Here is a 12,948-nt window from a genome sequence, read left to right on the forward strand (position 1 = left end):
TTCTCAATATAGGTGCAGAGCATCAGCGCTCCAGCCACCAATCGGCAAACTGCGCCAAATTGCCATGCGTGGAATGAATGGCCTGCAAGCCGGGCCCTTGATTGGGCGAGCCGTCCTGTTCTCGCAGGATCAGAGCGGCATGAATCTGCGCCGGAACGCCTTCGAAATAAGGCAGGAAATCATCGACAAAAGCAGCAGGCCGCAACTGTGCCAATGTCCGAGCCTTGGGACTGTGGCCCGGCTGGGCGTGATTGCTGGTAGCCATGACGCGCTCTATGGGAAAACCCAGTCGTTGCAGATTGGCCTGGCGGGCCTGAGCAAATTCGGGCTTGAGCGCAGAGACGCACACCAGCTCATAGCCAGCCGCGACCAGCTTTTCGCAAGCCTGCACCGCCCCGGCAATTGCGGGCACGGTTGACCAGAACTGCGCATCGAAGCTGCGGCGAAAGCTCTGCAGCGCCTCCCCTTGCAGGCTCTCCACCGTCCAGCGGTCCATGGCCCAGTAAGCCTGGGGATTGCGCAGCTGCGGACGGCCGCCAAAGGCCCTCTCCCAGGCGCTTGCATATGCCAGGTTGTAGTCCAGCAATACGCCGTCTGCGTCAAGCGCTATCAGTTTTGAGGTATTCATGTTTCTAGCTTGGCCAGATAGGCCACGGGCACGGCGTCGGTCAACCAGACACCGTTGTCCGAGCAATAGAAGACATGGCCATCGACGGCCATGCGCGCAGCATCCACTCGCAACAAAGCCAGCTTGCCGTGGCGCCGCCCCACTGCACCAGCAGTCTCGGTACTGGCGGACAGGTGCACATGGTGGCGACTCTGGCGTTTCAGCCCCTCCCGAAAGATGGCATCCAGAAAGCGTGTGGCCGTGCCGTGATACAGCTCGGCCGGTGGCCGCCGGGATGTCAACTCCAGCTCGACGGGGATGGAATGCCCCTGATTGGCGCGGATACGCGTGCCGTCTTCGCTGAAGGCAAAGCGTTGCTTGTTGTTGTCTGCCACCACGGCCTGCAGCTCTTCGAGGCTCATGCTGCGGCCCGCACGGGCCAGGCAAACCAGCAGTTCCTGGGTCTGGACCCAGCCTGCGCCATCCAGCTTCAGGCCAATTGTCTGCGGACTATGGCGCAGCACCAGACTGAGAAACTTGCTTCGCACAGTGGTGATGTTGTTCTTGTTTTTCATGCTCTTTTGCTCTGTTGTTTGTTGTGTTTTCTGGGTGCTGCCCTGCTCCGGCAGCACCCGGTACATAGACATGCTCCACCGGTGTCAGCAACTGGGCGCTGTCATCGTGGGCCAAGCTTCTTTGCTCAGCCACAAAGTCCGTCATATCAATCACTTCCAGTAATTGCTCACCGGCAAAAGCCGCCAGGACCTGCCCTCTCAAGCCCAGTTGCACGGCCCGGCGGGTGTGCTTGAGTCCACTGGGGGTGTGATCGGGGTCCCATTGCAGGCGCACCTCAGACTGGGCTACGGCGGAGCGCCAGTCCTTTAATGCAGGATAGCGCTGCGCATCCCAGGTAGAGGGCACAGCCGTGTGCAGCACGGAGTCAAAAAAGCGGCGCGATATGCGCAGGCCGAGAATGATTTCCTGCCCTTGTTTCACTCCCCAGCCCGAGCGATACATCATCCATAGGAAATTGGGCTTGATCCAGCTCATGCGAGCCAAGCTGAAATCAGGCCCACCCAGCCTGCCATGGCGTATGGCATATGCACCAATCGAGGGGCGGTAAGCTTGGTAGACGATGACCGAAGTCTCATCGTGGTGGGCCAGAATGTGCTCACCACTTTGGGGCCATGCGGCGGCTTGTTGCAGATAGGGAGCGGTGCTCAGCTTCATGTTTTTCCTTTTATTGTTATGTGTTTGAATGCCATTACCCCAATAAGTTGTTCTGAGCAACTTGCTTAAGTTGTACAATACAACCAAGCCAAAGCCGAGTCAAGCATTTTTTGTTTGCCCTATGAAGAACCACGTCCCAACAGCCCGCACCACGCCGGACTTTCCACGCCCTTACACCACGGTGGACATCGTGATCTTCACCATCCTCGACAAGGCCTTGAAAGTGCTGCTGGTGCAGCGCCCCACACATGAGGACGACCCATTTCCCGGCCTCTGGGCCTTGCCCGGCGGCTTTGTGAATGTGGAGCTGGACGCCGATCTCGAGGCCTGCGCAGCCCGCAAGCTGCGCGAGAAAACAGGCGTGGCCAGCCCCTATCTGGAGCAGCTGGGCAGCTGGGGCGGAGCCGCCCGCGACCCGCGCGGCTGGTCTGCCACCCATGTGTACTTTGCGCTGCTGCCGGGCCTGGACCTGGCCCTGGCCAAGGGCGCCAATGCCGCCGATGTGGACTGGTTCGAGGTGGACGAACTGCTGGCCTCCCCCCGGCTGGCCTTTGATCACGGCGAGATCCTGCTGGCCGCCGTGGAGCGGCTGCGCAGCAAGGTGGAATACACCTCCCTGCCCGCCTTTCTGCTGGCCGAGCCCTTCACCCTGCCGCAGCTGCAGCAGGTCTACGAGACGGTGCTGGGCCGCAGCGTCGACAAAAGCGGCTTTCGCACGCGCATGCTGGCCGCGCAGTTCCTGCAGGAGGCCGGCCATGTGGCGGGCCCATCCAACCGTCCCGCCATGGGCTACCGCCTGGCGGACCGCAGCGGCCCCGTGGTTTTCCCGCGCACCTTCAGCCCGCGCGGGCATTGATACCGGCGATTACCCACCGCCGTGCCGAAACCGGGGCTTGCTGAGATAATCCTGCCCCTATGTCTCTCCTGCCCCACCAGCTAGAACTACTTTCCCCGGCGCGCGATGCCGATATCGGCATCGAGGCCGTCAACCATGGCGCGGACGCCGTCTATATCGGCGGTCCGGCCTTTGGTGCGCGCGCCACGGCGGGCAATGACATCCGCGATCTTGAACGGCTGATCAAGCATGCCCACCGCTTCGGCAGCCGCATCTTCATCACGCTCAACACCATCTTGCGCGACGACGAACTCGAAGGCGCGCGCGATATGGCCTGGCAGGTCTATAACGCCGGAGCCGATGCGCTGATCATTCAGGACATGGGCTTGCTGGAGCTGGACCTGCCCCCGATCCAGTTGCACGCCTCCACCCAGACCGATATCCGCACGCCCGAGAAAGCGCGTTTTCTGCAGGATGCGGGCCTGTCGCAGATCGTGGTGGCGCGCGAGCTGGACCTGCGCCAGATCGCCGCCGTGCGCGCCGCCACCGACCCGGCCCGCACCACCATCGAGTTCTTTGTGCACGGCGCGCTGTGCGTGGCCTATTCGGGCCAGTGCTATATCACCCATGCGCACACGGGACGCAGCGCCAACCGCGGCGACTGCAACCAGGCTTGCCGCCTGCCCTATGAGGTGACGGACGCCAGCGGCCGCATCATCGCCCACGAGAAGCATGTGCTGTCCATGAAGGACAACAACCAGAGCGACAATCTGCGCGCCCTGATCGATGCCGGCGTGCGCAGCTTCAAGATCGAGGGCCGCTACAAGGACATGGGCTATGTGAAGAACATCACGGCCCACTACCGCAAGCTGCTCGACGAAATCATCGAAGAGCGCGAGTTCTCCGAGCAGCCTCTGGCCCGCTCCTCGTCGGGCCGCACCACGTTCAGCTTCGAGCCCGATCCCGACCAGAACTTCAACCGCGAGTTCACCGACTACTTCGTCAACGGCCGCCAGGACGACATCGGCGCCTTCGACACGCCCAAGACCCCGGGCCGCGCGATAGGCTGGGTCACGCAGGTGGGCGACAAATGGTTCGAGATCGAGGCCAGCGACAAGGCCACGGAGTTGCATAACGGCGATGGTCTCTGCTACTACGATCTGCAAAAGGAACTGGTGGGGGTGCACATCAACCGCGCCGAGTGCGTGCATGCCAAAAAAGGCATCTGGCGCGTGTTCCCCAAGAACGAGATCGCCAGCTTCAAGGACCTGCGCAAGGGCCTGGAAATCAACCGCAACCGCGACATGGAATGGGTGCGCATGCTGGAGAAGAAATCCAGCGAGCGCCGCATAGGCCTGTGGGCCGAACTCAAGGAAACCGCTGCCGGCTTTGCACTCACGCTCACCGACGAGGACGGCTTTGTGGGCGTGGCCGAGATCGAGCAGCCGCATCAGGCGGCCACCGATGCCGCCAAGGCCGAGACCACGCTGCGCGAGCAGCTGGGCCGCTTTGGCGCTTCCATCTTTGAAGTCAACGACATCTCGCTGAGCGTGAGCCAGCCCTGGTTTGTGCCCGCCTCGGCACTCAACCAGCTGCGCCGCGACGCCGTGGCCGCACTGGAGCAGGCGCGTACCGAAGGCCTGGTGCGCCTGCCGCGCGCCAAGCCCGTGGAGCCGCCCGCGCCCTTCCCCGAGGATACGCTGACCTATCTGGCCAATGTGTTCAACCAGAAGGCGCACGACTTCTATGTGAAGCACGGCGTGAAGGTGATAGCCGCGGCCTACGAGAGCAAGGAAGAGGAAGGCGAAGTCTCGCTGATGATCACCAAGCACTGCGTGCGCTTCTCCATGAGCCTGTGCCCCAAGCAGGCCAAGGGCGTGATCGGCGTCAAGGGCACGATCAAGGCCGAGCCGCTGCAGCTGATCAACGGCAAGGAAAAGCTCACGCTGCGCTTTGACTGCAAGCCCTGCGAGATGCATGTGGTGGGCAAGATGAAGAAGTCCGTCATCAATCAGCATGCCAAGGAGATGCAGGAGCATCCCATGCAGTTCTACCGTACCCGTCCCGCACCCCAGGCCTGAAACCGCCGCCGACCCGCAAAAAAGCCCGCAGCCGATACCGGTTTTGCGGGCTTTTTTGCAGCGTTTCTCACTGTTTCAAAACCTAGGTAAAAACCCTGAATTTGATCCGAAACCGCATATCGATCATTTTTTAGGCAATCCGTGCAAAGCACCAGCTGGCGCGGCTTTCAAGGGCTTCAACCGCAGTTTTCCACAAGAGCGTCCACATGAAGCGGGGATAAGAAATGTGGCGCCCCGCCCGCACAACTGTATGCACCAACAGTTGCCAGCATGCACTTCATGCGCGGGCCGTTCGCGGCGCGGTTTGCAGCCGTGCGCAGGCCTCTTCCACCAGTGCTGCGACGGCGGGCACCAGGGTGCTGAAGTTGGCAAAGCCGTGCAGCATGCCCTCGGCACGCAGGGTCGAGACCCGCACACCGGCCTGCTGCAGCCGCCGCGCAAAGGCCTCGCCCTCATCGCGCAGGATGTCGAGCTCCGCCGTCACCAGCACCGCGGGCGGCAGGCCCGCGACATCGGGGTGCTGCATCACGGATGCCAGCGTGTGCACGGGAGTGACCGGGTGGTAGTGGCGCCACATCGCGGCCATGCCGTCGCGCGTGAGAAACGGCATCTGCCCATACAGCGCATGCGATGGCGCGTCCATGCCGGCATCGCAGACGGGATAGAACAGCAACTGCTGCCGTATGCCATTCCAGCCGTCCTGCTTGGCGCGCAGGCAGGTCGCAATGGCCAGATTGCCGCCGGCGCTGTCGCCCGCCACGCAGAGCTGGCCCGCATCGCAGCACAGCTCGGAGGCATGAGCCGCCACCCAGCGCGTGGCCGCATAGGCATCGTCGAGCGCAGCCGGAAACACATGCTCGGGCGCCAGACGGTAGTCGACCGAGACCACATTCATGCCGGTGATCCGGGCCAGATGGCGGCACAGGTTGTCGTGTGTATCCATGGTGCCGAAGCACCAGCCGCCGCCATGGAAGAACAGCATCACGGGCGCCGCCCGGTCGGCCGTCGGCCGGTACAGGCGTGCGGCGACACTGTGCTCGGCCACGGGAATGCGCAGCTCGCGCAGCTCGTGCATGGGCAGGTCTCCGGGAGGGAGTTCCATGTGATCCATGAGCTTGCGGATTTCCGGCATCGGCATGGTGTTGAAGTCCATGGCCGGTGCGTCCTTGAACTGCTCCAGCAGCGCTGCCAGCTCGGGATGAATTTGCATAACTGTTCCTTACAGCTTTTTTGAACCGGGAAATGCACCAACAGCCCGCCCCCACCAGGGATGACGAGCTGTCGGTCTGGGCATGGACGGCGCTTAGACCGTCACATCCTCCGTCTGATGGACCGTGTAGTCCTGCCATTGCGGCGTGCGCATCTCCTCGCGGAAACGCGATTGCGACCAGGGCCAGGTATTGGGCACGCCGTTCTTGTCCAGATACCAGCTGCTGCAGCCCGAGCCGAACACCGATTTCTTGGCCGCCTGCAAGCGCTCCGCGTCATAGCTGGCCAATGCCGCAGGCTTGGCCGACAGACCCGCAACGCCCAGGCTCGCCACGCGTTCGATGAGCTGCCAGATATAGCCCCATTGCATCTCGGAGGTATCGATCAGCGAGAAGTTGCCCACCGGAGACGTAGGCCCGTTCATGAAATAGAAATTCGGGAAATCGGGCACCGAGATCGACTTGTAGGCCGTGGGCACATTGCTCCAGGCCTGCTCCAGGGTCGCGCCGTTGATCCCGGTCACGCTCATGGGGCGCACATAGCGATCGGCCTTGTAGCCCGTGGCCAGCACGATGATGTCGATTTCGTGCAGCACGCCGTCGCTGGTGCGAATGCCGTTCTTCTCGATCTGTTCGATGCCCTCGGTCACCAGCCGGGAATTGGGCTGCTGAATCGCCTTGTAGTAATCGGGCGAATAAATCAGGCGCTTGCAGCCCGCACGGTAACTGGGCTGCAGCTTTTTGCGCAGCACGGGGTCCGCGATCGAGTTGTCCAGATTGTCCTGGCAGAGCTTCTGGATTTCCTGGATCTGCTCGGAATCGGGATCGAGCACGCCCTGCGTGAAACGCTCGACATTGGCCAGATAGGTGGGTTCGCGCTGCAGATAGAGCAGCAGATCGCGGTTGCTGCGGAATTCCGCACGCTGCTCCTCGGTGAACAGGGGATTCTCGACGGGGAAAATCCACTGGGCCGTGCGCTGGAAATGCCGCACCTGACTGCGTTCGGCCAGGGCCGAAACCAGTTGCACGCCGGTGGAGCCGTTGCCGATCACGGCGATCTTTTTGCCTTCCAGCGGCACGGAATGGTCAAAACGCGCGCTGTGGATGGTATGGCCTTCGAACTGCTCCAGCCCCTTGAGCTTGGGGTAGTTGGGATGGTGCAGCACCCCGGTGGCCGCGATCACCGTCTGGCCCTGGTAGAGGGTACCGCCCTGGTCCTCGAGCTCCCAGGCATCGCCCTTCCATTCGGCGCGCACCACCTCGGTATTGAATTTCACATATTCGCCAATACCGTATTTATCGAAGACGGTCCTGAAATATTGCTGAATTTCGGAACCCGGCGGCAATATGCGCGACCATTCTGGATTGGGTTCAAATGAATAGGTATACGCATGCGATGGAACATCGCAGGTCAATCCGGGATAGGTATTATCTCTCCAGGTTCCACCCAGAGTATTGGCCTTTTCAAGAATGATGAATTTCTTGCCGCTATTCTTGAGATGAATGCCAGCGAGAATACCGGACATTCCGCAACCCATCACAATCACATCGTATTTCATGATTTTCCTCACTGGACTTCAGCAACTTCAATAACCTTGGCGGCAGAGAAACCGCCATCCACCGGAATATTGGCACCGGTGACAAACGAAGAGAGCTCGGACAACAGGAAGGCCGCGACGCGCCCCACTTCCAGCGGATTGCCCGCGCGTCCCAGCAAGTGCTGCTTCATGAAGCTCAGGCGTGCGGGACCGCTCTGCAGCATGGAGGTCATGGGGGTGTCGATCAGGCCGGGGCTGATGGCATTGACGCGCACACCGTATTGGCCCAGGTCCGCGGCCATGCTGCGCATCATCTGCAGCACCCCGCCCTTGGACGAGCAGTAGGCGAGGTTGGCGGGATTGCCCAGCATGCCGTTGATGCTGGCGATGGTCACGATCGAGCCCGTCTTGCGCTGCTTCATATGGGCCGCAACCGCACGCGCCGACAGCATGCTGCCCGTGAGGTTGACCCTCAGCACCTGGTCCCACTCCTGCAGATCCAGGCTCTCGACATCTCCCAGGGCCGAGACTCCGGCCGAGGTCACGAGACCGTCGATCTGGCCATAGCGGGCCAGGATGTCCTTGGCCAAGGCCTCCGTGGCTTTCCAGTCCGCCACATCCAGTGCCTGGAATTCGCAGCCTTCGGGCAGGCTTTTCTGGCTGTTGCTCAGATCCGCGCAGATCACCTTGGCCCCGTTGGCGGCTGCCACCTGTGCACTTGCCAGGCCCAGCCCGGAGGTGCCGCCGGTCACCAGTATCACCTTGTCCTTCAAACCATCAATTCGCTCATTCATTCTTGCCTCAATCTATTTACCCGTCACCAATCGACGCGGAGGCAATTCTGGATATTTTTAAAAACCCCAATCACTGTGAATTTCCCTCTTTACAAAAATACGATGCATTCACAGTCTCTGGTACAAACCCTTATAAATTTCAACAACACTGTGGGCCTACTTAAAATAAGTCAATCAAGTGTTCTTACTTACTGCATACGGACTATCCACGTATATTTAAACAAGGGTTTCATCTTAATTCATATGAACTACTGCAAATATCAAGCAAATGGTTTTCACTTAATTTATATGAATATACTGTGGGCACACAAATTAAATGTCAACCCAGGATTATCTGCATGAAGCAATCTCATTAAAAATGATGAAATAAAAGATCAGATTGATTCGTTTCAAAGGACAGATATGAGCGTGGCAGTCATCACTGGAGCAGCCAGTGGTATCGGAGCCGGCCTGGCCAGGTTGGCCGCCGCCAAAGGCATGAACGTGGTTCTCGCAGACCGCGACCTCGCGGGTCTGGAGCAGGTGGCCGCGGCCATCAAGGCCCAGGGAGGCAGCGCGCTGGCCGTCGCCACCGATGTGACCCAGCAGGCCTCGCTGGATGCGCTGGCCGACAAGGCCTATGCCGCTTACGGCCAGGTCGATCTGCTGTTCAACAACGCCGGCGTGCTCTCCACGGGCAACTGCTGGGAAATCAGCGACGCCAAGTGGCAGCAGTCCTGGCAGGTCAATGTGAACGGCATCGTCAACGGCCTGCGCGCCTTTGTGCCGCGCCTGCTGCAGGCCAACCGCCCCGCGCGCATCATCAACACGGCGTCCATGGGCGGCTTTTTGCCCAGCCCCATGATGGCGCCCTACACGGCCACCAAATTCGCCGTGGTGGCTCTGACCGAAAGCCTGGCCACCGAGCTCGCGGCCCTCAACGGCAAGATCAAGGTTTCGCTGCTGGCCCCCGGCCCGGTCAAGACCGCCATCTTCCGCGAAGCGCCTTCCGAAGCGTCGAGCGACTTCCACGGCATGATGAGCGGCCTGCTGGAGCAGAACGGCCTGACTCCCGACGAGTTCGCGGAGCATGTTTTCGCGGCCATCGAGCGCGGTGAGTACTGGATCATTCCCCAGCCGGAAATGCTGGATCCGCTGCTGCAGGCGCGAAACAAAATCATCGAAACCCGGGCCGACCCGGTGTTTGCCTGGGCGCCCGAAACCGCGGACTGATCACCGCCCGCGGCAACGCTACGACCATGATCCCCGATGCCGGCCCAGCCGGCATTTTTCATATCCGGCCTTGTGCCGTCGAGCGGCAGCGTCAGCCGCCCCAGAGATCCCGCGCCACCTGCTCGAACTGGCGACGCATCACGTTCTTCTGCACCTTGCCCGTGGCCGTGGACGGAAAAGCATCCACGAAGTGCACCAGCTTGGGCACTTCAAAGCCACCCAGATGCTTGCGGCAATGCGCGAGCACCGACTCCGCGTCCACCTCGGCGCCGGGTTTGCGCATCACAAACGCGCAGACGGCCTCGCTCCAGTGCGGGTGCGGCAGGCCGAACACGGCGGCCGCGGCCACATCGGGGTGGGCCAGAACCACGGCCTCCACCTTGACGCTGGCCACGTTCTCGCCACCGCTCTTGATCATGTCTTTCTTGCGGTCCACGAACTCCATGCGGCCCTGGGCGTCCCACATGCCCAGATCGCCCGTATGGTGCCAGCCGAACTTCTGGGCTTCGGCCGTGGCGGCGGCGTCCTTGAAATAGCCCAGCATGACATTGGGGCCGCGGTGCACGATCTCGCCGAGCTGGCCCGGCCCCAGCAGACGGCCCTCGTCATCCATCACCGCGGTTTCGCAGGTGGCCAGAGAGCGGCCCCAGAAATTGGCATCGCAATCGGGGTTCTGCAGCGGATAGAAGCTCATGGTGGCCGGATAGATCTCGGTCTGCCCGGTCGCCAAGGAAATATTGCGGCTCATGCGCTTGGCGATCTGCGCAATCAGCGGCTTCGGGATGGGCGCCATGGCGTAGATGCAGTGGCGGATGGTGGTGGGTGCAAAGCCCGGATCGGCCAGCAGGGCCGCGTACATCAGCGGCAGGCCGACAAAAATCGTCACGCCTTCGCGGAGGACCAACTGGCCGACCTCCGCAGGCACAAACTGGCGCGTGAGCACCGTGCAGGCGCCGGTAGCGATCGCGGTCTGCGTCAGCGCGTGCTGGGCGCAGTGAAACAGCGGCAGCCAGCCGCTGAGCACGTCGCTCTCGCCATAGCGCATCTCGTCGATATTGCCCTTGACGGCCGCATACACCGACAGATGCGAATGCACCACGCCCTTGGGGTTGCCCGTGGTGCCGCTGGTATACATCAGCAGCGCGGCCTGGTTGTCGTCTATCGCCACCTCGGGCAGGGCCTCCGGCTGGCCGGACTCGGCCTGGGCCAGGCTCAGGCCCTGCACGGCGACACCGGCCTGGCTGCGGGTGAAAATCAGGGGAACGGCCAGTTGCCGCAGCAGATCGGTCAGGCCGGGCAGGCCCAGCAGCTCCTGGTCCACCACCACGGCAGACACTTCGGCATGCTGCAAGATGTAGCCGATGGCGGCCACATCGAGCTTGATGTTCACGGGCACCCACACCTGGCCGGCCTTGTGAATGCCGTTGCAGGCCACCACCATGTCTATGGAGTTGGCGCACAGCATGCCCACCTGCTTGCCCGTCCCGACCTTGTCCAGCAGATGGTGAGCAAAGCGCGAGCTGCGCGCATCAAGATCGGCATAGCTGATGCGCAGCTCCCCGTCGACCAGCGCGGTGCGCTGCCCGAACTTGCGCGCCGTACGGTAGAGCAGATCGCCAAGGGCTATGCGTCGTATGCGGCGCGCGCTTGCGGACAGATTCATCTCGATCATGGCTTGTCTCCTTGATAGTGCTTGTCTTGGAAAAACTCAGACCACCCCCACACCAACGCTTTTTCTGCCTGTTATGTCTTTTTCAACGCTCCATCGGCGGCGGCCAGAATCATGGGCGACAGCTGCCCCTGCGCGCCGCCGTCGCAGGCTATGACCGTGCCCGAGATATAGCCGGCCGCATCGCTGCCCAGGAACATGGCCAGCTGCGCGATGTCGCCCGTGGTTCCCATGCGGCCCAGCGGCACCATCTGCCGCACCAGCGCGGCGCCCTCCTCCCCCTGCGGGGCCAGGCGCCGCATGCCCTCCGTGCCTTCGATAGGGCCGGGCGAGATGGCGTTCACGCGCACGCCCAGCGCGCCCCACTCCAGCGCCAGCACGCGCGCCAGCTGGTCCACGCCGGCCTTGGCCGCGCAGACATGGGCCTGATACGCCATGGGCACCGTGGACTGGGGCGCGGTGATGAAGATCAGACTGGCGGCACCCTGGCGCAGATGCTGCAGCGCTTGGCGCGCCACATGGAAGCTGCCCAGCAGATCGATATCGACCACCACCTTGAAGGCATTGGCCGACATCTGCGCCGCAGGTGCCAGAAAATTGCCGGCAGCCCCCGAGACCAGCACGTCGATGGGCCCCTGACTGGCCACGGCCTGAGCCAATGCCGCGGCCACGGCCGGCTCGTCGCGCACATCGGCCACCAGGCCCAGGCCCCGCTCGCCCAGCGTGGCCGCTGCTGCATCCACATTGGCCTGCTTGCGGCTGACCACCGTGACCCGCGCGCCGGCGTGCGCATAGGCCTGGGCAATGCCCAGATTGATGCCCGTGGTGCCGCCAAACACCATCGCATGGCGGCCGGAGAAATCAAATTGCACGTTCATGTCGTCACCTCGTCTCAAGCCAGCACGCGGCTGTCCAGCTGCAGCAGCTGCCGCGCTTCCTGCGGACTCGCCACTTCGCGGCCCACATCGCGCGCATAGCGGGCCAGCTGCTCTATCAGCGGGGCGTTGGAGGTGACCTTGCTGCCATCGGGCAAATAGAAAGTGTCTTCCAGCCCGCTGCGCAGATGGCCACCGAGCTCGGCCGTGCGCAGATGGGTGGGCCAGATCTCGCTGCGGCCGATCAGCGTGGTCTGCCAGGGCGCATCCTTGATCTTGAGCCTGAGCAGAATCGGCAGCAGATCGGGGTCGGCGGGCATGCCGGACTCCACCCCCATCACGAAGTTGTACTCGGGCAGGCCCTGGTACATGCCGGTCTCCACATACATGCCCACGCAGCGCACGATGCCCACGTCGAAGCACTCGAACTCGGGCAAGGTCCCGGTCTCGGCCATCACGTCCAGAAAGTCCTGCACCTTGGCCGGCTGGTTGTCGAACAGCATGGGCGGCCAGGCCCAGCTGCCGTTGCTGCGCACCTTCAGATAGTTGAGCGAGCCCGCATTGCAGGCCGCCATCTCCGGCCTGGTGGCGCGCAGGCAGTCCAGCGGACCCTGGTAATTGGGCCCGACCACGCCCGTGGTCTGGTTGATGATGAGATCGGGGCAGGCCGCGCGCATGGCGTCCACGCAGGCCTTGGCCACCGCGGGCTCCCAGCTGGGCAGATGGCCTTTGCCCGCTTCCTGCTTGCGAAAATGCACATGGACCACGGAGGCGCCCGCGTCGTAGGCGCGCCGCGCCTCCTGCGCCAGCTGCTCGGGCGTGACCGGCACATGGTGCTGGGCCGGGTCGGTCAGCACGCCGGTGATGGAACAGGTGATGATGGCTTTGTCGGACATGCT

12 protein-coding genes are annotated in these 12,948 nt (G+C 62.4%); 3 read left to right on the forward strand and 9 right to left on the reverse strand.

What is annotated here, in order from left to right:
• Positions 1-22: 22 nt before the first annotated feature.
• The 3 genes from AB6724_RS11480 to AB6724_RS11490 are packed head-to-tail and all read right to left on the reverse strand — an operon-like array spanning position 23 to position 1,837.
• On the reverse strand, positions 23-628 hold the full coding sequence (locus tag AB6724_RS11480; protein WP_369338654.1) for an HAD family hydrolase: 606 nt from the start codon (positions 626-628) through the stop codon (positions 23-25).
• Positions 625-1,182, reverse strand: a complete 558-nt coding sequence (locus AB6724_RS11485) for an RNA 2'-phosphotransferase (protein WP_369338655.1) — start codon at positions 1,180-1,182, stop codon at positions 625-627. Before AB6724_RS11485 ends, AB6724_RS11480 begins: the two co-directional genes overlap by 4 nt.
• On the reverse strand, positions 1,118-1,837 hold the full coding sequence (locus tag AB6724_RS11490; RefSeq protein WP_369338656.1) for a DUF4291 domain-containing protein: 720 nt from the start codon (positions 1,835-1,837) through the stop codon (positions 1,118-1,120). Before AB6724_RS11490 ends, AB6724_RS11485 begins: the two co-directional genes overlap by 65 nt.
• A gap of 121 nt (positions 1,838-1,958) precedes the next feature.
• On the opposite strand from AB6724_RS11490, the gene AB6724_RS11495 reads away from it, so the two are divergent.
• Entirely contained in the window at positions 1,959-2,693 is a 735-nt protein-coding gene (locus tag AB6724_RS11495; protein WP_369338657.1) for an NUDIX hydrolase, read from the forward strand.
• A 59-nt stretch (positions 2,694-2,752) separates the two neighbouring features.
• On the forward strand, positions 2,753-4,753 hold the full coding sequence (locus AB6724_RS11500; RefSeq protein ID WP_369338658.1) for a peptidase U32 family protein: 2,001 nt from the start codon (positions 2,753-2,755) through the stop codon (positions 4,751-4,753).
• 277 nt (positions 4,754-5,030) lie between these two features.
• Here AB6724_RS11500 and AB6724_RS11505 read toward each other — a convergent pair whose 3' ends face one another.
• The 3 genes from AB6724_RS11505 to AB6724_RS11515 form a co-directional block, all read right to left on the reverse strand.
• Entirely contained in the window at positions 5,031-5,963 is a 933-nt protein-coding gene (locus AB6724_RS11505) for an alpha/beta hydrolase (protein ID WP_369338659.1), read from the reverse strand.
• A gap of 93 nt (positions 5,964-6,056) precedes the next feature.
• Positions 6,057-7,520 carry a flavin-containing monooxygenase gene (locus tag AB6724_RS11510; protein WP_369338660.1) on the reverse strand — a complete coding sequence of 488 codons (1,464 nt, stop codon included), beginning with the start codon at positions 7,518-7,520 and terminating at the stop codon, positions 6,057-6,059.
• Positions 7,521-7,528: 8 nt separating this feature from the next.
• A complete protein-coding gene (locus tag AB6724_RS11515; RefSeq protein ID WP_369338661.1) occupies positions 7,529-8,293 on the reverse strand; it encodes an SDR family NAD(P)-dependent oxidoreductase in 765 nt (254 codons plus the stop codon).
• Positions 8,294-8,695: 402 nt separating this feature from the next.
• On the opposite strand from AB6724_RS11515, the gene AB6724_RS11520 reads away from it, so the two are divergent.
• Complete coding sequence (locus AB6724_RS11520; protein WP_369338662.1) at positions 8,696-9,505, forward strand: SDR family NAD(P)-dependent oxidoreductase; 810 nt, start codon at positions 8,696-8,698, stop codon at positions 9,503-9,505.
• A 91-nt stretch (positions 9,506-9,596) separates the two neighbouring features.
• Here AB6724_RS11520 and AB6724_RS11525 read toward each other — a convergent pair whose 3' ends face one another.
• The 3 genes from AB6724_RS11525 to AB6724_RS11535 form a co-directional block, all read right to left on the reverse strand.
• The gene (locus tag AB6724_RS11525) at positions 9,597-11,177 is read right to left on the reverse strand and encodes a class I adenylate-forming enzyme family protein (protein ID WP_369338663.1); all 1,581 of its coding nucleotides are present in this window, start codon (positions 11,175-11,177) and stop codon (positions 9,597-9,599) included.
• 71 nt (positions 11,178-11,248) lie between these two features.
• A complete protein-coding gene (locus AB6724_RS11530; protein ID WP_369338664.1) occupies positions 11,249-12,052 on the reverse strand; it encodes an SDR family oxidoreductase in 804 nt (267 codons plus the stop codon).
• Between the two features lie 14 nt (positions 12,053-12,066).
• Positions 12,067-12,945 (reverse strand): beta-keto acid cleavage family enzyme, encoded by an 879-nt coding sequence (locus AB6724_RS11535; RefSeq protein WP_369338665.1) that lies wholly within the window; start codon positions 12,943-12,945, stop codon positions 12,067-12,069.
• Positions 12,946-12,948 lie beyond the last annotated feature (3 nt).

It is taken from the genome of Comamonas guangdongensis (assembly GCF_041079535.1).
In the GTDB taxonomy this organism is placed as follows: Bacteria; Pseudomonadota; Gammaproteobacteria; order Burkholderiales; family Burkholderiaceae_C; genus Comamonas; species Comamonas guangdongensis.